This window comes from Micromonospora sp. NPDC005205 (assembly GCF_040608275.1).
Lineage (GTDB): Bacteria > Actinomycetota > Actinomycetes > Mycobacteriales > Micromonosporaceae > Micromonospora.
In genome coordinates this window covers 366,964-386,439 of record NZ_JBEXHV010000002.1, presented here as the reverse complement: position 1 = coordinate 386,439, position 19,476 = coordinate 366,964, and the positions used below count along the sequence as shown (strand labels likewise).

At 66.5% G+C, this 19,476-nt stretch carries 16 protein-coding genes; 6 read left to right on the top strand and 10 right to left on the bottom strand.

Translation table 11 applies throughout. The features are described 5' to 3' along the window. Positions 1-25 precede the first annotated feature (25 nt). Entirely contained in the window at positions 26-559 is a 534-nt protein-coding gene (locus tag ABZU43_RS06470) for a hypothetical protein (RefSeq protein ID WP_355005515.1), read from the top strand. A 144-nt stretch (positions 560-703) separates the two neighbouring features. After that, positions 704-1,840 carry an epoxide hydrolase family protein gene (locus ABZU43_RS06465; RefSeq protein WP_355005514.1) on the top strand — a complete coding sequence of 379 codons (1,137 nt, stop codon included), beginning with the start codon at positions 704-706 and terminating at the stop codon, positions 1,838-1,840. A 76-nt stretch (positions 1,841-1,916) separates the two neighbouring features. On the opposite strand, the gene ABZU43_RS06460 is transcribed toward ABZU43_RS06465, so the two are convergent. After that, positions 1,917-2,609, bottom strand: a complete 693-nt coding sequence (locus tag ABZU43_RS06460) for a hypothetical protein (RefSeq protein ID WP_355005513.1) — start codon at positions 2,607-2,609, stop codon at positions 1,917-1,919. A gap of 148 nt (positions 2,610-2,757) precedes the next feature. Between ABZU43_RS06460 and ABZU43_RS06455 the strand changes: the two genes are divergently transcribed. Then, positions 2,758-3,981, top strand: coding sequence for a hypothetical protein (locus ABZU43_RS06455; RefSeq protein WP_355005512.1), 1,224 nt, complete (start codon positions 2,758-2,760; stop codon positions 3,979-3,981). Between the two features lie 44 nt (positions 3,982-4,025). Here the strand turns inward: ABZU43_RS06455 and ABZU43_RS06450 are convergent, their stop codons facing one another. After that, positions 4,026-4,454 carry a VOC family protein gene (locus tag ABZU43_RS06450; protein ID WP_355005511.1) on the bottom strand — a complete coding sequence of 143 codons (429 nt, stop codon included), beginning with the start codon at positions 4,452-4,454 and terminating at the stop codon, positions 4,026-4,028. Between the two features lie 59 nt (positions 4,455-4,513). Between ABZU43_RS06450 and ABZU43_RS06445 the strand changes: the two genes are divergently transcribed. Both ABZU43_RS06445 and ABZU43_RS06440 read left to right on the top strand, forming a co-directional pair. Then, positions 4,514-4,813: a helix-turn-helix transcriptional regulator gene (locus ABZU43_RS06445; RefSeq protein WP_355005510.1), complete on the top strand. Its 300-nt coding sequence runs from the start codon at positions 4,514-4,516 to the stop codon at positions 4,811-4,813. 253 nt (positions 4,814-5,066) lie between these two features. Next, positions 5,067-6,716, top strand: a complete 1,650-nt coding sequence (locus ABZU43_RS06440) for an integrase (protein ID WP_355005509.1) — start codon at positions 5,067-5,069, stop codon at positions 6,714-6,716. A gap of 136 nt (positions 6,717-6,852) precedes the next feature. Here ABZU43_RS06440 and ABZU43_RS06435 read toward each other — a convergent pair whose 3' ends face one another. The 6 genes from ABZU43_RS06435 to ABZU43_RS06410 form a co-directional block, all read right to left on the bottom strand. After that, a complete protein-coding gene (locus ABZU43_RS06435) occupies positions 6,853-7,251 on the bottom strand; it encodes a hypothetical protein (protein ID WP_355005508.1) in 399 nt (132 codons plus the stop codon). A gap of 161 nt (positions 7,252-7,412) precedes the next feature. After that, the gene (locus ABZU43_RS06430; RefSeq protein ID WP_355005507.1) at positions 7,413-10,496 is read right to left on the bottom strand and encodes a DUF3427 domain-containing protein; all 3,084 of its coding nucleotides are present in this window, start codon (positions 10,494-10,496) and stop codon (positions 7,413-7,415) included. Positions 10,497-10,735: 239 nt separating this feature from the next. After that, positions 10,736-12,631, bottom strand: a complete 1,896-nt coding sequence (locus ABZU43_RS06425) for a DUF262 domain-containing HNH endonuclease family protein (protein ID WP_355005506.1) — start codon at positions 12,629-12,631, stop codon at positions 10,736-10,738. Between the two features lie 245 nt (positions 12,632-12,876). Further along, positions 12,877-13,413: a GNAT family N-acetyltransferase gene (locus tag ABZU43_RS06420; RefSeq protein ID WP_355005505.1), complete on the bottom strand. Its 537-nt coding sequence runs from the start codon at positions 13,411-13,413 to the stop codon at positions 12,877-12,879. Beyond that, positions 13,410-14,831 (bottom strand): hypothetical protein, encoded by a 1,422-nt coding sequence (locus ABZU43_RS06415; protein WP_355005504.1) that lies wholly within the window; start codon positions 14,829-14,831, stop codon positions 13,410-13,412. Before ABZU43_RS06415 ends, ABZU43_RS06420 begins: the two co-directional genes overlap by 4 nt. A 209-nt stretch (positions 14,832-15,040) precedes the next feature. Further along, positions 15,041-15,559, bottom strand: a complete 519-nt coding sequence (locus ABZU43_RS06410) for a flavoprotein (RefSeq protein ID WP_355005503.1) — start codon at positions 15,557-15,559, stop codon at positions 15,041-15,043. Positions 15,560-15,775: 216 nt separating this feature from the next. Here ABZU43_RS06410 and ABZU43_RS06405 point away from each other — a divergent pair, with 216 nt between their 5' ends. Further along, positions 15,776-16,879, top strand: coding sequence for an FAD-binding oxidoreductase (locus ABZU43_RS06405; RefSeq protein ID WP_355005502.1), 1,104 nt, complete (start codon positions 15,776-15,778; stop codon positions 16,877-16,879). A gap of 48 nt (positions 16,880-16,927) precedes the next feature. Here ABZU43_RS06405 and ABZU43_RS06400 read toward each other — a convergent pair whose 3' ends face one another. Further along, positions 16,928-18,403: a hypothetical protein gene (locus ABZU43_RS06400; RefSeq protein ID WP_355005501.1), complete on the bottom strand. Its 1,476-nt coding sequence runs from the start codon at positions 18,401-18,403 to the stop codon at positions 16,928-16,930. A gap of 73 nt (positions 18,404-18,476) precedes the next feature. Then, complete coding sequence (locus tag ABZU43_RS06395; RefSeq protein ID WP_355005500.1) at positions 18,477-19,355, bottom strand: fibronectin type III domain-containing protein; 879 nt, start codon at positions 19,353-19,355, stop codon at positions 18,477-18,479. Positions 19,356-19,476 lie beyond the last annotated feature (121 nt).

The window sequence follows — 19,476 nt, the reverse complement described above, 5'->3', positions numbered from 1 at the left end:
CGCTTCGCTCGGCCAGAATGATCGTGTGGAGATCCGGTCTGACGATGGCGCTCGGGTGCGGGTACGCCCCGTGGGCTACCAGCCCGGCATCGACCCGCCCGACGACCTGGACGGGGCCACGCCCGGCTGGCACGACTGGCTGCTCATCGAGGTGGACGCCCGCACCGCCGACGGCCAGACCTGGTCACACCACTACCCGAGCCTCATGGTCGAGGAGGCCCGCGCGCTCGGCGGCTGGCTGCACGGGCAGGCCACCGCCGCCCTCGGGCTGAGCGCGCCACCGGCGACGGTCCGCTTCACCGAACCCAACCTGGCCCTGCGCAGCCGGGTGCTGCGCCGCCGTCGGCTGGAGCTCACAGTGGAGTTCTCCGCCGAGTCACTGCCACCGTGGATGCGCCGGCCGTCCAGCGCCATCTACCCGCTGATCCTCACCGTCTCCGCTGACGCCCTGGCCACCGCCGCCGAACACTGGGTCGAGCACTGCGAGGCGTACCCACCGCGTACCCAGTCGCGGTTCCCGACCCACGGCCCGCAGCCGTACCGCCGACGAGCCGGCTGATCACCGTCCGGTACGGTGATCGTCGTCAGCCACGAGAGGAGGTGAGCCCGGTGACCATCCACCGTCATTCCTGGGCGCTCCTCTCCGCCGTCCCCCTCAGCTGACCTCTCGCGTCGGGGAGCGCCCTCCTTTTCCGGAGGACCAATGTCTGTCTCTTCGTTCCGCATCGACGTCTCCGATGCGGTTCTCGACGACCTGCGGGCTCGACTGGCCCGTACCCGCTTCACCGACCGCAGCGGCACCCAACCGTGGCAGGGCGGCGTCGATCCCGACTACCTGCGGGACCTGGTGTCCTACTGGCACGACGGCTTCGACTGGCGGGCTCGGGAAGCCGGGCTCAACGCGTACCCCCAGCACCTGGCCCTCGTCGGCGGCCGGAAGCTGCACTTCCTACACGTCCGGGCCGCGCGCCCGGCCGGCGCGCCAGCGCCGTTGCCGTTGATCCTCAGCCACGGCTGGCCCAGCAGCTTCGTCGAGATGCTGCCGCTGGTCGATCGACTGACCGATCCCGACCGGCCCGGCGGCGCGTTCGACGTGGTGGTGCCCTCACTGCCCGGCTTCGGTTTCTCGGAGGCGCCGAACGAGCCGGTGACCCGGGCGCTGCTGGCTCGGACCCTGCACGAGTTGATGACCGACGTGCTCGGCTACCAGCGCTACGGTGCCTTCGGCGGCGACGTCGGTGGAGTGGTCACCGGCTGGCTCGGTGCCCTGTACCCGGAGCAGGTGGCCGGCATCCACATGATCCATCCACCGTTCCCGGCCAGCTTCGACGCCCGTCCGTTGTCGCCGGCCGAGCAGGCGTTCCTGGACGCCGAAGCCGCGTACGACGAGACCGACGGCGGCTACAGCGCCATCATGGGCACCCGCCCGGACACCCTGGCGGCGGCGCTGGCCGACTCGCCCGCCGGGCTGGCCGCGTGGATCGTCGACAAGTACCGGGACTGGAGCGACAACCACGGCGACCTGGCAAACAGCATCAACCGGGACACCCTGCTCACCATCATCACGCTGTACTGGGTGTCGGGCACCATCGGCTCGTCGTTCCGGCAGTACGCCGACTTCGACCACAACACACCACGACCCGACATCACCGTGCCCGCCGCGTTCACGGTGAGCACGGAACCCGTGCAGGCAAACTTCCCCCGCTCGATCGCGGAGCGGGCCTGCACCGACATCCGGCACTGGAGCGAACCGGGCCGGGGCGGGCACTTCATGCCGTTGGAGGAGCCGGATCTGCTCGCCGGTGAGCTGAGGGAGTTCTTCACCTCGTTGCGCCCGTAGTCATCGCCCCGGCCTCGTAGCGTCCGGCCTGGCCGGCGGCTGTTCGGGTGCCCACCCGGACAGCCGTCGGCACGGACTACGCGCCGATCGACGCCTTGGCGGCGTCGATGGCGTCGGACAACTCCTCGGTGTACGAAAAGCCGTCCTCGACGATGGCCTTGTCGACCCCGCACTCGCGCTGCCGCGCTCGCAGCAGCGTCTCCTCCAGCGGGGCCACCGGGAAGGCCAGCGGGTCGAGGTCGGGAGCGGAGTCCAGGTCGCGGACCAGGAGCCACTTGCTCTGCTCGTCGTAGACGACCACCCCGGCGGCGATTCCCCTGGTCCATTGTTCGAAGAGGGTGGCCAGGCTGGTGGCGGCGCGAACCGAGTCCCAGGCGTCGGGTGAGATCTCGTAGCGCCAGATCTCACCCTCGTGGTCGCCGGCCAGCACGAACGTGTAGAGAACGACATCGAAGAAGAACAATGGCAGTTGGTGCCGCCAGGGAAACGGCGTGCCGATCGACAACCCCAGATAGTGGAGCGCGTCCCCGTCCTCCGGCCATGGCATCAGCCACCCCACGTCGGGCAGCACCTGCCGGTCGGGCCAGCGCTGCGCGTGCAACCAGGTCAACTGCTCCGCGATATGATCCACGCCGAAAATCCGCGTGACCTGCGCCGGTGGCTGCCCGGCGGGCGACTCGCCGTAGTCCGGCCAGTCGAGGCCGGCAGCCGTCGCCGCCAGGCGATAGTCGCGTACCGCCGCCCGCAGCACGCGCATGTCATCGAGCACCAGGAAGCTCCTCCGCTGTTAGGGATCACGCGCAGGCTAGCCCGGCAACGGGGGCTTCGGTGCCCGTCAATTCTCTCCTTTCGGGCGCAACGGGATGCATCGATCCCGGTCGCGTTGCCTGTCACGTATGTGAGCGGTTGTACCGCGTGTGACCGTGACCTCTGTGGCCTGTGCCCCCTGGCGGATCGCCTGGGCCGAGCGCGAAAACGAGCGCCGGCAGCGCGCGTACCGCGACGCCACCGACGCCTGGCGGCACCGCGGCGACCACCTGGCCCGGCTCCGCATCGAAGCCGCCAGCTTCCTCGGGTGTACGCAGCCCCGCACCGGCCTACCGGTGGAGCTCGACGACGACGAACTCGTCCTCCGCGTCCTCCCCGTCGCCACGCTGGTAGAGGCGGAGGCGCGGCACGTCCCCGGCCTGCCCAGGCCGGGCGGCTCATGTTCCTTCGCTGAGCCCTCTTCCGAGGACCTGCCGCCGGGCCTACGGATCGTCGACAGCGGCATGGCCGTGGTGACCAGTCGACGCGTCGCCTTCGGCGGACGGGAGCACCGGCGCGAGTGGCGGTACGCCGATTTGATCGGCCCCGCCCACCACCCCGATGTGCCGGTCACCCTGCTCCCGGACCGCTGTCGACTTGACGGGCTGCTGGTCCCGGCCGGTGCCGTGGTGAACTTCCGCTTCTATCTCACCCTCGCGGCTGCCGACGATCGCGCTGCCGTCATCGCGCAGATGGACGCGCTGCTGGCCGCACACCGGGCCGCTCCGCCCGCGCCTCCTCTGCTGGTGGACCCCGACGACGCGCCGCTGACGGCGGTACGCCCCGACCGGCGGGCGCTCGGCGCTGCCGCCGTCGCCGCCGTGGTGGTCGTGACGCTCGGCCCGGGTGCTCTGGGGCCCAATGCTCTGGGGCCTGGCGCATGGGGTCCTCGCGGGCCGGTGCCCTTGGCGGAGATCGTCGCCCTGGACGTGCCGACGGCTGGGACGGTTCTTGTTCCGACCGGTCCGGTGGCACCCAGGTCGAGGGTCGGTTCGGCCGACAGCGCCGTATGGAACCCGCCGTCCGTCCCGCTTGTCCGGCCGTCTGCCCCGGCAGATGTCTCCACAGTGCCGTCACCGGTGGTGGCGGTGGCCCTGCCGCCGGCCGCTACGCCGTCCGTCGTGCCGACCCCGTCGGCCACTTCGGTGCCGACGACAGCCCCGCCCGTTTCGGCTCCTCCTACGCCGCCCGTCGCGTCGGCCTCGCCGGTGCCAACTGCGACCGCAACGCCGACGCCTACGCCCTCGCCGGATCCGGGATTGCTGGCTATCTGCCTGGACCCTGTTCAGCTGCCGGTGCTGGACCCGCTGCTCTGCCCGTCTCCGGCGCCCTGATCGACGTCTCTGCCTGCCGTATGCTCAGTTCATGGCGCTGAATCTCAGTTCGTGGCGCTGAAGTCGGGGACGGTGAGGGAGCCGTCGTCCGCGAGGGTGAAGCCGGGGTTCCAGGCGATCTCCCAGAGGTGGCCGTCCGGGTCGGCGAAGTAGCCGGCGTAGCCGCCGTAGAAGGTCTCCCGAGCTGGCTTGGTCACCGTCGCGCCGGCCTTGGTCGCCGTGGCGATCACCTCGTCGACTTCTGCTTGGGAGCGGACGTTCTGGGCGAGGGCCATCGCGCCGGTGCCCGGACCTTCGATGCCCGCGTCGTCGGCTAGCTTGTCGCGGCCCCAGAGGACGAGGGCCAGGCCGCCGGCCTGGAAGAAGACCGTCTCCTCGACCTCCTGGCCTCGCCAGCCGAGCTGCTCGTAGAAGGCTCTCGCGCGGGCTACGTCCGCGACTCCCAGGGTGATCAGGCTGATCCGCTGCTCCATGGTCTTCAACCTTACGCTGGGAGCACTCTCGCACCCCCTCATCCCATAGCATTGATGCTATGAGTGATCGCCTGGACTGGAACGACCTGCGTGAGCGCCGGATGGCGGAGCCAGGGGCGGCCGAGACCTACGAGGCCACCCGGATCGCCTTCGAGCTTGGGCAGGAGGTGCGCCACCTGCGCGAAGGGCACGGCTGGAGTCAAAGCCAGTTGGCCCGCACCGCCGGCATGACTCAGTCCGCGGTGGCTCGCTTCGAGGCAGGCGGGACCGTACCGACCTTACCGGTCCTGGAGCGCTTGGCCCGTGCCTTGGATCGGAGGCTGGACGTGAGATTCTCGCCGAACCTGGAGTCGGCTTGACTCCAGGTGAGGCTCACCGCACTGCATGATCCGGACAATCTTTGCGAGAAGGAGCTAACTGTTCGAGGCGTCTGCTGGTCAAGCCAGTGCCTGCCGGCCGCCGCCAGTTGCTACCTCGACAGAAGCAGAGCAAAGAAAAAGAGGGGCAGTAGCCTCGCGGCGGGTGCCCCTCTGTGTCTGCCGGTAATCATACAGTACTCGCTGGTGCATGGCGGAACGTGGTCAGGAACGCCTTGTCAACTAGCCTACGCACGTGGCCACCCCCACCGCGCCGGCATCATCCGTGACCTACGACCGCAATGCCATCGCTCGCATGATCGACTTCTTCACGATTGATGGCACCCCCTGGCCACGAAGGCTGTGGGACGTTGGCTCGCTATTGGGGCTGGAGGAACTGTGGGAGGCTGGCTCTTGGGCAGCGCAAAAAGTACTTTCGACTGCCGCTTGTGACTGGCAGCGTAACGAGCTGCGGACGATCGTTGGTCCTGATGTCGGACTAGGACAGAAGGAGCTCCGCAGAGAGTTGACGACTCTGCTCGCCGCGCCATTGCCCGATCCGAGCCCAGCTCGACGGCGGCTCAAGGAGCTTATCGAGCATGCACGTTCGGGCTATGTGGATCGTTGGGCGGCAGCGGTTGATACAACTCCCGATGAACGGCCCAAGCCGGAGAGGCTTGCACGGACGGTTGCCTCGCACCTTTTGGATCTCGGCTACGACGCCAACCATCTTGCGGCCTGGGCCAGCGAGCTCAATGCGCGCCAGGCAACCGCGCTCGAGGTCGTGCAATCCGCTGCGACGTTAGCGAAAGCGTCTGAGCATTCGTTCGATGTGCTTGTGGTCCTACTTGCTGTGCCGGAGCGACCCCTCGCCGAGCAGCAGCCGAACTGGACCGCCAAAGGCAAAGTCATCGAATGGCTGAAAGAGCACAATTTCAGTGTTAAGGGCCTCCGGGTTGGTGGGGGCTTCCGCTACCAAATGAACGCGCTGGATGCGTATGGTGCGGCTAATCAGGCCCGCGAGATGGTCGAGCGGATGGTAGCGCGCTCGTCATTCCAGCGGAGCAATCGCGGCGGCATCGTCGCTGCGCCAAATATATGGGTCGGCGGTCATCCTCAACCGATTTCACTGCTCCCTCCAGCCCGGGGAGCTAACATTCTCGCTCTGGTTCACGAGGGGCACCTCTATCGAGTCGATGGAGAGCGGAGGCTGATTGATGACGCGCTGGAGTTGGCGGCGCCGCTCAACCAGGGCGCTCTAGGCCCTGCAGTCGCTGGCGGCTGGGCGGCCGTGGAATCGCTGTTGACCCACCCTGACGATCCCCAGGAAGAAGAGCGCTCTGGCAAGGCCGTCGCTGCCGATCGCCTCGCTGCGATCATCGCCTGCTCCTGGCCGCGAGCCGAACTGACGGCGTTGGCACACCGTCATAGCCCGACGGAGCCTGATGAGCTCAGCGCAGCTTTGGACGGCTGTACTACCAATATCGAGCGAGCGCGAACAGTGGCGGAAGGACTCAAGTCCGGATCGCTGCGCCCCCGACCGTCCGGACGCAAGCTTCAACGGCACAGCGACATGGCAGCAGTCGACCGGATGGCTCGCGTCGTTGACGATCCACGTCGGGAGCTGAACGAGGCGGTCAAAACATTCAGGGTCGCTTTACGAAGGTTGTACCGGACCCGAAACATCGTTTTACATGGCGGTTCAACCAAGGGCGTGGCCTTGCAAGCCACCTTACGTATCGGCGCCCCCTTGGTCGGTGCCGGTCTAGACAGGTTGGCGCACGCTGCGCTTACCGAGGGAATTCGTCCACTCGACTTGGCTGCCCGGGCAGAGCTTGCTTTGAAGTTGGTTGGTGGGGAGACTGCACTGTCTGTTGTTGAGTTGCTAGAACCAAGACGTGGGTAGCGTTCAGAAATAGGAAAAGAGGCAGCGACCGGACTTGCCGGTGGGTGCCCCTTTAATCCTTGGTGAAGCCGACCTGGCAGGCCTAAATCGGTCCGTTGCTCATTGTGCGCAGCCCGTTAGCGTCGATCGTTGGTTGTCAGTCCGCTGTGTTCGTTGGGCGGATGGATTGGAGCCAAACGCGAGGAACGCCATTGTCGAGTTGCCAGAAGCTCCAGCCGTTGCGGTTGTCGTTAACACTGGGGTTGAGGTGGCGGACGACCGCGCGCGCCGCACCTGTAGGAGTCTTGAAGGACTCGCCCTTGAGTGGCCCGTCGGTGATTTCTACCCGGGCTGGGGCGAAGTAGAGGCCGCGCGTTCGGTGCCCCTCGTAATCAGCGTAGATCGGTACGCCGCCGGCAGCGCGGGTCGGCTCCTCGCTGCCAAGTGGGCTGTCGGCGACCAACCGCCGCACGATTTCACCCTCCGTAACGTGCGCCATCCGTGCCGCGAACGCCACGAAGCGTTTGGTGCTGTCGTCCACCTCGATCGTTGCCATCCTTGACCCTCCTTGCAAAGAATCTAGCGCAGCAAGAAGAGAAAAGCAAGTATATCAAGCAAGATTAGCGCTCCTTGCGGCCGGTGTTGGGGTCGAGCTGGGTCCCGCCCGAAGGTTGGACGTCAGTCAGTTGCGTCCCATATACAGCCCTGGGATGTCAGCTAGGCGGCGATGGTTCGGGCGGTCGCGTACACGTCGGCGGGTAGGGCGTGGTGGAGCTGCCACAGGACGCGCATGGGTCGGTCGCCGGTGTGTGAGTCGTACGTCATGGTGCCGGCGTACAGGTACGGCGGTGCGCCCAGGTCGCGGTCGGCGATGCGGGTCTCCCGAACGAAGAGGTGCACTGTCGACCCACCTGACGTGTAGCGCTGCCCGGTCGCCGACGCCGACGAGGTGGTGCTCTGCGACTCCCACTGGAACAGGGTGTCGGTGATGGCCCGGTCGGCGTACATGGTGGTGGGGGAGTAGTGGGCTTCCGACTTGACCAGGGTGACGAAGAATAGGTCGGCCTGGGCGTCGGGCAGCCACTTCACCCCCTCGCGTAGCGATCCCGGGTTGGTCATTCCGAAGGCGGCGCATGCCTCGTTGCGGCTGTACCGCGCGTGCACCCGCAATGGCACCGCCCCCGCCGCGAGCGTGGGCGTGACCCGGTGGATGCGGTCCCGCAGCACCTCGGCGACCTGCCGCAGCTCGGCGCAGCGGGCCGGCTCCTTCCACAGCCGCGCCAGCCGTTCGTCGCGTGTCGCAAGCGGGGCGTTCGGCCCCCAGAGGCTGAAGTGCAGCATGTCGAGCAGTCGGCTGTTGCCCGCGTACACCTGCTGACCTGGCGCGGGCGGTCCGGCCGCGACTTTCTTCAGTAGCTCTAGCCGGTCGACGTCGTCGGTGTGCAGCATGCGACCGATGGCCCGGCCCAACTCCCGGTCGTCCGGGCCGGGCGCGGCTGTCTCGACGCCGGCGAGCCGCCGCAGCCCAGTCCAGCCGCCGATGCTGGCTGATCGGTACACGTCCTCGATCTCCAGGCCGGTCTCACGCAGGAACGTCGCCAGGGTGACGTCGCCGAGTTGCCGCAGCTCAGACACCAGGCCGGCCTTCGAGGTCGGCAGGGCGCTCTTCAAGTTGGCGAGGACTAGGTCCTTTGCCACCCGGTCGAGCTCGACGTGGCAGCCGCTGGGCAGGCTCGGGAAGTCCTCGCGGACCGCCTCGGTGATCGCCCGCCGGCTCACCCCGGTCAGGGCACGCCACCGCAGGTCGAAGCGGAAGTTGGCGTTCTGCCCGCCGATGAAGTCGAGCACGGTCAGGCAGGGCTTGTCGTCGTCGAGCCGCAGACCACGGCCGAGCTGTTGCAGGAAGATCGTGGCGCTCTCGGTGGGTCGCAGCATCAGGATCGTGTCGACCATCGGCAGGTCAACGCCCTCGTTGAACAGGTCCACGGTGAAGAGCACCCGCAGCTTGCCAGCTTTGAAGTCCCGCAACAGCCCGGCGCGATCGGTGCCAGCGCGCGAGGTCACCGCCGCAGACGGCACGCCGTGGTCGTTGAACCACTTGGCCATGAACTCGGCGTGCCCGATGCTCACGCAGAACCCGAGCGCCCGCATCCGCCCGACGTCCACCTTGTCGCTGACCGCGCGCAATACCGACCGCGCCCGTGCGTGGTTGCCGGTGTAGACGACGTCCAGCTCCGCCGGGTCGTAGCCCTGGCCGCGTTTCCAGGCGAGGTGCGACAGGTCCACGTCGTCGTGCAGCCCGAAGTACTGGAACGGCGACAACAACTGCCGCTCCAACGCGTCCCACAGGTGCAGCTCAACTGCCGCGCGCCCGTCGAACCACCGGCGCACGTCGCCGCCGTCAGCCCGGTCCGGGGTCGCGGTCAGTCCGAGGAGTACGCGGGGACGCAGCCGCTCCAACAGCCGCGTGTACGTCGGCGCCTCGGCGTGGTGGAACTCGTCCACGATCACCATGTCGTACGCCTCGGGGTCGACCTCGCGGCGGTGCAGCGACTGGATGGAGGCGAAGACGTGCTTCCAACCGTTCGGTTTCTCGCCCGCGACAAGCGTCTCGCCGAAGCTACCGTCCCCCATCACCTGCCGGAACGTCGACAGGCTCTGCCGCAGGATCTGCTCCTGATGAGCGACGAAGAGCAGCGAGTCTGCCCGCTTCGCCTTGTGCAGCCGGCGATAGTCCAGGGCAGCGACGACGGTCTTGCCGGTGCCCGTCGCCATCACCACCAGGTTGCGCCAGCGCCCGTGCACCAGGCGCTCGGCGTCCAGGTCGGCAAGGATCTCCGCCTGGTACGGGTACGGGCGCACGTCCAGGTTCGAGATCGCAGTCGGTGCGTCTTCGCGGCGTTCCCCGCTCAACGCATGCCGTAGCCGGTCGGCGTCCCTGGTCGCGTCGTACGCCTCGAACGCCGGATCGTTCCAGTAGTCCTCGAACGTCGCCGTGAACGTGTCGATGACGTGCGGCTGCTCGATGTTCGAGATGCGGACATTCCACTCCACGCCGTCCACCAGCGCGGTCTTCGACAGGTTCGACGAGCCGACATACGCGGTGGTAGTGCCGTTGGCGCGGCGGAAGAGCCACGCCTTGGCGTGTAGGCGGGTGGTCCTCGTCTCGTAGGACACCTTGACCTCTGCGCCCAGCTCCTTGAGCCGGTCTAGCGCTCGCTGATCGGTAGCGCCGAGGTAGGTGGTGGTGATGACACGAACCTTGCCGCCTCGGTCGATCAGGTCTCGGATGGCGTGCTCGACGATGCGCAGGCCGTACCACTTGATGAACGCGCAGAGTAGATCGACGCTCTCGGCTGACGCCATCTCGTGGTTGACCTCGTGGCCGATGCGGGGCTGGTGGCGGCCGTTGACCAGCAGCGCGCCGGTGGACAGGGGAGTGGTGGGGCGCTGCGGGAAGGCTGGTAGCGCCGGTGGGGTTGGCGGGGCGGCGATGGCGTGGAGCAGGTGCTTGGCATCGGTGACCTGGTCCAGATCGGTCGCCGCCTTGGGGCTCAGGGTCGTGATGGCCTCGGCGATCTGGTTAGCCATCGCGATCTGGTGGTGGAGCTTGTCGTCTCCGTTGGGGACGGACTGAAGGGCTCGGGCGGCCAATGTGGCGATGTGCCGTGCGAGGGTGGTGTGCGCGTCGGCCGGGTCGAGGTTGTGGTGCTGAACCAGGGCGGGATCGACGTGCTGGAGGCGGTCAGCCAGCTCACGGGTGATCAGGTGCTCGTACACACCCCGCTCAAGATCGGTCATCCAGGCAAGGTATCCGGCGCCGGACCGTAGCGCGTCCCTGGACAGGCCTCGCCTTATGTCCGAACGGTGACACATATTTAGGGGATCTTGGTGGAACTACTCGCGTGGAACACAATTTCCGCCCACCGCGAAACTGGCGTTGCTGCCTCCTCACCTGCGAGGCCCTGGCTGAGCAGAATTCTTAGCGTCGATTAGCGAATTCTGGCTTCGCGGTCCCGCACCCCGGCCTTTAGTGCTAATTACTCATTCATGAGGAGGTCCGCCGGCTTAGGGCCTCCAATTTCGCCACCCACCTCCTCCTCGTCCTCCATTTGATTGCTTGGATCGAAGTCGGAAAAGTCGATTGCCCATCGTTCGAGTGCCCAATCTGCAAGACGCTCTTGTCGTCCTAGTACTTGCTCTGGCGTCCAGTCGGCAAGCCGGGCCAATTCCTGCTCTTGTGCGAGGGGCGCTTGGGCGTAGCAAGTCTTTGCCGCAATGCCTGGACCGGACGATCCACGCTTGTCGGGAAAGTCCTTATTCGAGTAGGCGCTATTATCTCTGGTCAGAACGAGATTCCCCAGAGCGTGTGTCAGTTGTCGTCGCTCATTCCCGTCGAACCGTTTCGTCCAATATGGGGAACTTGCGGTTTGTGGCAAGATATGCTCGATCGTCTTTTCGCGCTTACTCTTCTCGAAGAAGGTGTAGCTGATGTCTGTCGTCGCTCCGCCCAAGAGGTCGAGCTCATACTCGTAAAGGAAGAATTTCAACGCCCCCCATCGATACCAGTTGAACTCGGTATCCAAAAGTGACTGTCGCACGTACGTGTCGTTCGCGTAATCCATCGCGAGTGCGCGTACTGCCGCTTCGACAGACTGTGGGGTGCGCTTCCCGGTATAAACCTCGTGCGCCAAACGGTAGAGCCGCGTTTGCGCAGCATCGGCACGGTAGCCGCCAATGAGATACGTACGGACGGCGAAACGCTCACACAAATCGAGAACTCTGAGGTATGCATGGCCATCTTTCGGAGCCCGTTCGCGGAGTGCAATCATCAATGGTTGAAAGACTGCGACGGTGCCTGCTCGAGACAACCGCTCATGGGCGCTACGTGCCTTCGTGGCATCGGCTCCGAATTCTGAGAATGCCTGCAAATCAGGTCGTAGTGAGTCAGCATACGCTCGGGCTGCTCTGGCTAGTGAGTCGACATACCCACCGACTTCCTGAATCAATAAGTCGGGCTTGCCGAAATATTGCTGACGCGGAAAATGCGACTTAAGTGACTTGATGCCCTTCCATTTCGTCGGGACCGGGTCAACTGCGGCGAGCCAATGGGCGCGGAGGAACTGGTCCTCGCCCGCTGGTGAAACCATTGCTACCTCTAGCAGGAGTCGGTAGATCGTCGACCAGGCCGCGTTGATGCGGTCGGCCAAAGCCTCTTGCTGCCCGCTCGGGATCCTGGCGGCGAGGAAGAGTAGATAATTCTTAACCTTCTCGAGCTCTGTCAGCGGCTTACCGCGGTCATTCAGCGTCTCGAAGATGACGCCCACTTCAGCCTGCTGGTGCAAGGTATACAGTGTGAAATGCAACCCGGTTACTACGAGGTTTCGGAGGGAGAACAGCGCCTCCACCGGGTCGCCTAACTCGGAAGCGACCTGTTCCACATGTCGTCGTATCTGCAGTGCTGCGGCTTGAAGCCTTCTTGCCGACAGCGTCTCCGGTGGAGCTGCATGCGTGTCATTAAGTAACGCCGTCCATACTGCAGCAGAATCGGGTCCCACTTGGAGCTTATTTCTAGGTGCACCCTTCTCGGAGATGAGAAGGAATTGACGTCTTAGGCCCTGAGCGGCTTCTTCGCGGCCAGCCGAATGCAGGGCGCGGCGCAGCTCGTTTAGTAGTAGGCATAGCGTTGTCAGTCGCTGTTGGCCGTCTACAACATCCGCTCGTACAAGGGCATTCGACTCATCATCGACTAGCGGCTCCCCGCCGCCAAGCAAGACAATCGTGCCCGTGTAGTGGGTCTTGCCCGGTTCTAGGAGGCTGAGGTCGTCGAGGAAGTCCTGGACTTGGTCCTGCTCCCAGGCGTAGCCGCGCTGGTAGTCCGGAATGGTTAGCAGGCGGGGCCGAAGAACTTCAGTTGCTGACACCGTCAGGCTCATGTGGACACTCTAGAGGGCTGATCGATCGCAAGCCATCCTTCCAAAGACGGCTCTTGATCCTCGATTTGACCCGGGTTGAGCCATCTGGATGGGTCCGTCTGGACAGGGGCGGTGCCTCAGGTGCGCCAGAGCCGCGTCCGACATGGGTAAGCAAGAGCTGCTACGCCAGCGACACCACTTGGGGGTGCTCCGTGTCTGAGCGGCGAGATCGTTATCGCGCATGTATGGGCTAATTGGGGCACTGCTCAGCTAAGCCCGGCAGGGCTTCGATTCGGGCGCAGGAGGACATCGAACACTGGAGCCGCTTCCCAGATTGTCCAGCCCCAAGACCGGTACGCCGATTGGGCTGCAGCGTTGCCGGGGCGGACCAGCAGCGTCGCTCGCGCCTCGGTCCGGTTGGCTAGCAACTCATCGTGAAGCACAGCTGCGATGCCTTGACGTCGCCAGGCGGGGTGTACCAGCAGCTCGCTGAGCGCAAAGGTGCGCTTCCCGTCCTCCTCTGTGAACCTGGGCGGCACAGGCTCGTGGATGCCATCCCACCAACGTGTCTCTGGAGGTAGCGGGAAACCGTAGATGTAGCCAATCAAGGCCCTTCCGTCAGTGGCGGTGACCAGCGTCCACCCAGCTCGCTGCATGTGGAGGTCGAGCTGACGCCGGTAGCGGTCCCCGCTGTAGAACTCGCCGCCACCCGCGTAGACCTCGAGGTAGAGGTCCACGAGCTGATCGAGGATTCCCTCAGCCTCGTCGGCGCTGTGATGGCGAAGCTGCAAGCCCTCGATCACACACCCACCGCCCGGTCGTAGGCGGCGACGAACTGGCGCGTTGCCGTGGTCGCCTGCCGTGGCGTCGCCAGGTTCGAACGCACCCGCGCAAGGTTCCGGCTGATTCGTCCCGAGTTCATCTGGCTCACCGCGGGCAGGACGTCCAGCGCGATACGGGCCGCCTCGTTGACGTCGCCCTGCTGATACGCGGCTTCTGAGAGGTGGACGGTGTAGTAGACCTGGTTACGTCGATGGCCGGGCGACGGGTTGGCAATGAGGGCGCGGAACGACTGGGCGGCACGGTCGGGCCGGTCCAGGGCGAGGTAGGAGAGTCCCTGGATGCCGTGTACTTCCTGCTCATTCACGAAGTCGACGAACCCGAGATCATCCTCGTGCGGTCCGCGCTCCAACTCGCGGCGAGCCTTAGTCATTTCCCGGCTGAAGCCGCCCGCATCCGTTAGCACGGCGTACGTGTGCGCTCTCCGCAGATGCAAAAGCGTGGTGAGCCGAGGTGTCGCCCATCTGGCCGAGACGCGCAGCGCGGCTTCGGCGCAGTGCAGAGACTCGCCGGGCTGACTCTCGCGGAGCAGCATGGATAGTTGGGTCAGCGCCTGCACTTCCATACGAGGATCGTCGGCGATGCGGGCACGGGTGATGGCTTCGTTCAGGTAGGGCCTGGCTTCGGGCCTGCGTTCAGCATCAGTAGCGAGCCATGCGGCCTGGATGCCAAGGTCAGCCAGGGCGCTTTGAAGGGCATCGCCGACCTCTCGGCTGTAGTTCGCCTTCGCCGCCCACGTTGACAGCCGGGCGTGCGCCTGGACGGCAACGTCGCAGAGCTGGTCGGCCCCGGCTGCCGCATCGGCTCGACGGAAATCTTGGACCAGCGAACTAGCCAGGCGTACCTGATCCATGCCTATGTTCCGAGGCACCTCGCTAGGGTCTTTGAGCAGGTAGGGGTGACCGGCTGCGGCGAGTCCTGCGAGCGCGGCCATTGCGTTGAAGCGTCGCCGGTCCGTAGCGCCACCCCCTCCGGTTGATGCCCCCTCCACGGTAACCGCGATGGCCGGCAGTTTGCCCTGCTCAGATATCGCGTCATGCGCATAGGGATCGTCTGCTGTGTGCTCTGTCGCGCGGATATCTGCCCGGTAGGGCTGGTCCGGCAGGCCGAACCAGAGGCAGGAAGCGGGTATCCCGAGAAGCTGTGCCCAGTGCGCCAGTCTGTCCAGGTGCACCAGCGGCGGGCCGTTCTCCACCCGACTCAACTGCGCCTGCGTGATCCCCAACCACCCCGCCACCACGGACTGCGGCAGGGCAACCCGCCCGTGATACGGATGGCACCGGTACGCCCGGATCACCCGCCCCAGATGCCGCTCGGCCAGCGCGAGTCGCACCGGCTCGTGCTCCCAGAAGCTCGCCGGCACCTTCGGTGGGGCGCTCAACCGGTCACGCTCGGCGGCCTGGCACGGCGTACACCGTCCGCTGTCGTTGTCCCGGGCCAGCCGTCCGCCGCACCGAGGGCAGTTCGCGTGGGTCACCGGCGGCTCCGTCCATCTCGCCTCATCGAGCCTGTCCATTGAACACGCTGCGTGCAGTTCTGGTATACGCGCGACGCATATCGTCAAAGGACCGCGAAATAAGCAGCGACCGTTCAGGACGGGCGCGCCGTCCGCAGCGCCTCGATGACCACGCCCCAACGCCCCGGCCCGTTCATCGAGTCCAGCGGCTTTCCGTCGGCCACGACCACGCCGGCAGCACGCAGCACCTCCAGGTGGCCCGCATAGGCGGGATGCGCGGCCAATTCCGCCTTGGTGTGCGGGAACGCGATGATCGGCAGCCCAGCCCCCAGCGACTCGTTGAGGACGCCGAGCGCCAGCGTGTCGTTGATGCCCAGCGCCCACTTCGTCACCGTGTTGAACGTGACCGGGGCGGCCACCACCACATCGGCGGGTGGGTGCGGCTCGGGGTCGCCGGGCATCCGCCACTCCACGCGTACCAGATAGCCGGTCTTGTCGTGTAACGCTGCCCGGTCGAGCCACGGCGCGGCGGTGGGGCTGACGATCATGCAGACCCGCCACCCGTCGGCGATCAGGAGGTCGACCAGCTCGTCGATGTGTTCCGCCGGTCCCGCGGCGCAGACGACCAGATACAGCACCGGGCGTTCCGTCATGCCCGCAGTCTGCCCGATCCGACAGTCGCGGCGTGGAGCGCATACCGATCAGGTATGCCGTCAACGATCACCGTGACATGCCGTTGTGCCTGGTCAGCCGCGACAGTTGACGCATGGCCCGGGGCGGGTGCTCGGCCTCGGAGTTGCGCCGGCCCTCAACGGCACAGCTCCTCCCGCCCGCCCCGGTGCCAGCCAACGAGTCGACTTGGAGCCGGAATGCCCACCGTGAACGACGATCACCCGGCTCGCGTGGGCCTGGCCGCCGCCTGGGAGTCGGTCGACGTGCGGGCCGCCGGCGACTTCTGGTGCACTGTCGAGGACCGCCGAGCTGGGCTGCTCCCGCAGCGCGACGCGCCGCTGTTCTTCACCGCGCTGGGCCGCCTCCTGGTCGGCGGCGGCGACCCGGCGGGTCGGGCGGCGCTGCTCCGGGTGCTCGGCCGCGCGTACCGTCACTTCGACCTGCTCCCGCACGCCACCACCATCGGCGACGCGTTGCTCGCCACCGTCGCCCGCCACGCGCGCCCACTGTGGACGCCGCAGCTCACCGTCACCGCCGAGCGCGCCCTGCACCGCGCCACGCACGCCATCCGCCGCGCCGCCGCCCAGGCCGGCGACGGCCGGGCTTGGTGGCACGTCGAGGTCATCGGCCATGACCGGCCGTCGTCCGACATCGCCATCCTGACGGTACGTCCCTGGCGGCGACTGCCCTTCCAGCCAGGTCAGGCCGTGCCGGTCTGCACGCCGCGCCTGCCGGGGCACTGGCGCTGGCTCTCGCCGGCCAACGCCCCACGCGCGGACGGCACCGTCGAGCTGCACGTCCGCGCCGTACCCGCCGGCACCGTCTCCCACCGCCTGGTCCATCGGGTAGGCCCCGGCGAGCTGCTCTGGCTCGGCCCACCCGTCGACACCGGCCTGAGCCTCGACCAGGCGAGCACGAACGATCTGCTGCTCGTCGCCGGTGGCACCGGCCTGGCGCCGCTGCGCGCCCTGGTCGAACAGGTCGCCGCCGGACCGGACGGCCGGCGGGTGACGCTGATTGTCGGCGCGCGCACCTTCACCGACCTGTACGACCCGATCGCCCTCGACAAGTTGCAGTGCGCCCACGACTGGCTGACCGTCGTGCCGGCCCTCTCCGGCGACCCCTGCGCCAACCCGGCCGAGCGGGGCGACGCCCTGACCATCGCCCTCGACCATCACCAGCCGGATCAGGACATCTATCTCTGCGGCCCACCCGCGATGCTGGCCGACGCGCGATCACGGCTGCGCGCCCTCGGCATCCCCGCCGCGCGCATCCACCTGCCCAGGGGCTTCACCCGCTGATGGTGTGCCTACCGGCTGAACTCTGATCGGCCCTCGTACACCCGTCGATTACCAGTTGGCACTGAGCTGCGTGACGGCCTGGCGGAAGCGCCGCGGCGGCAGGACGGCCCGGAGCTTGTCGGCAGCGTCAGCGAAGTCCGAGATCGTGGTGACGCAGCCGTGGCCGAGGTGGGCGAGCCGGATGACGCCAAACCTCTCAACCACGAGTGCCTGGGACAGCGGGACGGTGTGCACGTTCCCGTCGCCATCCACTGTCGAAATCGCGTCGATGCCGATGACCAGCTTGGCCTTGTTCTGGAGCCGCTTGGAGAACGGCGGCCTGACAACCTCACCTGCCGGCACGAAACGGGTGGTCCGGCAGGAGTCCTCGGTGGCGCGAGGAAGGTTGGGTTTCGACCCGTACGGTACGACGATCATGGCGCTTGAGAGCCAGCCCGACACGATGTCCCGCGTCGCTTGCGGAGTAAGCCCAGTCAGCTCATTGAGTGATTCCGAGCCGTAGATCTCAGCCGTGCCGAGCAGCTCCTGGTGGGTCAAGGGTTGAAGGTCGCTGATCGACTGCATCCATTCGATGTCGCCCTCCATGGCCATGCGTCCCGTTGGCACCCGGTCAGCGAGCTCCTCTCGATCAATCCCATCGGCGGCAAGCCGTTGCAGCTCGGCCCAGAGCAGCTCCGCCGCGACGGTGGCGTCGAACTTCTTGGCTTTCTTGCCGAAGTCTGGCGTGACCCTCAACCCGAGCTCGTGCCGCGTACTGTCGACGACCTCGCACATGAATTCCGCACCAATGGCCACCCCGGCCTCGTCTACTGCCTCAGCGACTCGCGACCGCAGTGCCCACATCAGATCGACCGCTTCCGCGCTGGGTTCGACACCTACCATCAGCGCGACACCACGGACCTCGTCGGCGTACCAGATCGGCCCGATCTGGTTGTTGACGAGTGGCGTGCTGCGGGTGACTCGCGGGCCGGCGGGCAGCGGGAGTCGCATCGCCTGAGGCGGTTCGCCCGTCACTGTGAGAACCGCGTTTCCGCTGGTGAAGAACCTCTCGACGTACCGTCGGATCTCGTCCGCCGTGAAGAGCCTGTAGTCCACTACGGGCCAGCGCGACAGGCCGTGTCCGCTCGGCCCGAAACGCCGCGACAGCAGCGCTCCCCACGGGTCGCGTAGCCCTTCTTCGATGTTCGACATGTACCGGCTGTCCGCATCGAGGCCCTCGACCGCGTCGGACAGATCCTCCGGCGGAAGATTGCTGATAGCCGAGCAGATGGTGGCGAAATGCCTCACGACCTGATCAGGTGGGCCGCCTGCGAGGAATGACGTGTCGTTCATCCATATGTTGTCCTGGTGGTTCTCCGCGACGTGGTCCTCGGTCCAGTCCACCAGGTGCTGGACGAGATGGGTCAGGCCGATGGAGTCGATCTCTTCGTCGCGGGCGCCGCACCCGAAGGTCAACGACGCGGCCAGGGTGCCAGGCACATTGCGTTGGATGACAGTAACTCCGTCTATCTCCTCACGCCGCATGAGCGGATCGTAAGGTGACCGGTCAAGCCACTGGCTGAGGCGTTCGACCGTCTGAGCAGGCGGTGCCGTTGGGTCAACTGTTGGTGTCGCCGAACTCGCGTACCCCGTCGACGTCCAGCGTGATCCGCCCGTTCTCGGTCCACTGGCCGGTAGCGGCGAGCCAGCTCGGGTCGTCGCGCTCGTCGATGGTGCTCCAACTGTGCCGGTGGTGCCGTAGCTGGATCGGCCCGGTCGACTGACCCGGCGCGAGCGTGCCGTCGGTGAAGGTCAGCTCCACCCAGCCGGGGACCGGCGTGCCCGGCGGGGGATAAGGCGGCGCCGGCGTCGACAACACGGACGGCCCACCCGGGGGTACGAAGAACTGCACGGTCTGCTGGATCCGGTCACAACCCAGCGCCGCCCAGTCGCAGTTCGGCACCAGCGAGGTGTTGCCGCCCTCGAAACGTAGGTGGTAGCGCACCTGCACGGTGCTCAGGTCGAGCGGCCCGGTGCCGGTGTTGGTGACCTTCAAGAGGTGCTGGATCTGGTTGTTCGTCGGTGACCAGTCGAGGTTGAGGTAGCTGACCGTCGCGCGTCCGCTGGCAGTGCGCACAGTGGTGGCGGGTGAGGTGTCCGAGTAGCCGCCGAGCGCGCGGGCGGCAATCGCGATCCGGTACGTCGTGCCGGGTGCCAGGTCGGTGAGCGTGATCGTGGTGTCCGTGGTGGAGCCGAGGAAACGGTACGTGTTCGGCCCCAGCGGCACCTGCACCTCATAGTTGATCGGCTGCCCCGTGCCAGGTTCGACCCAGGCGGAGGGCGTCCAGCTGAGCGTGAGCTGATGCGGTTCGTTGGCGACCACGGTCGGGGTGCCCGGGGTGCTGATCGCTGGGCCGTCGGCGCGGGCGGCGTTGACGGCGAGCAGGCTCGCCAGCGCGGCGAGGGCGATGGTGGCGGTGACGCGGCGAGCAGGCATAGCGAATGGTAGGCACAGACATCGATCACCATGTATCGTCCGTCGGTCCAGCGGCGCCAGACGATAAGTCCAGTCCGTTACGCGACGTAGTCGGTTTGGAGATAATGCGGCCGGTGCGGTG

Coding starts and splice junctions, on each gene's coding strand:
- ABZU43_RS06465 (WP_355005514.1), top strand. CDS start 704: ATGTCTGTCTCTTCGTTCCGCATCGACGTCTCCGATGCGGTTCTCGAC.
- ABZU43_RS06435 (WP_355005508.1), bottom strand. CDS start 7,251: ATGGCAACGATCGAGGTGGACGACAGCACCAAACGCTTCGTGGCGTTC.
- ABZU43_RS06395 (WP_355005500.1), bottom strand. CDS start 19,355: ATGCCTGCTCGCCGCGTCACCGCCACCATCGCCCTCGCCGCGCTGGCG.
- ABZU43_RS06445 (WP_355005510.1), top strand. CDS start 4,514: ATGAGTGATCGCCTGGACTGGAACGACCTGCGTGAGCGCCGGATGGCG.
- ABZU43_RS06410 (WP_355005503.1), bottom strand. CDS start 15,559: ATGACGGAACGCCCGGTGCTGTATCTGGTCGTCTGCGCCGCGGGACCG.
- ABZU43_RS06430 (WP_355005507.1), bottom strand. CDS start 10,496: ATGACCGATCTTGAGCGGGGTGTGTACGAGCACCTGATCACCCGTGAG.
- ABZU43_RS06405 (WP_355005502.1), top strand. CDS start 15,776: ATGCCCACCGTGAACGACGATCACCCGGCTCGCGTGGGCCTGGCCGCC.
- ABZU43_RS06400 (WP_355005501.1), bottom strand. CDS start 18,403: ATGCGGCGTGAGGAGATAGACGGAGTTACTGTCATCCAACGCAATGTG.
- ABZU43_RS06425 (WP_355005506.1), bottom strand. CDS start 12,631: ATGAGCCTGACGGTGTCAGCAACTGAAGTTCTTCGGCCCCGCCTGCTA.
- ABZU43_RS06450 (WP_355005511.1), bottom strand. CDS start 4,454: ATGGAGCAGCGGATCAGCCTGATCACCCTGGGAGTCGCGGACGTAGCC.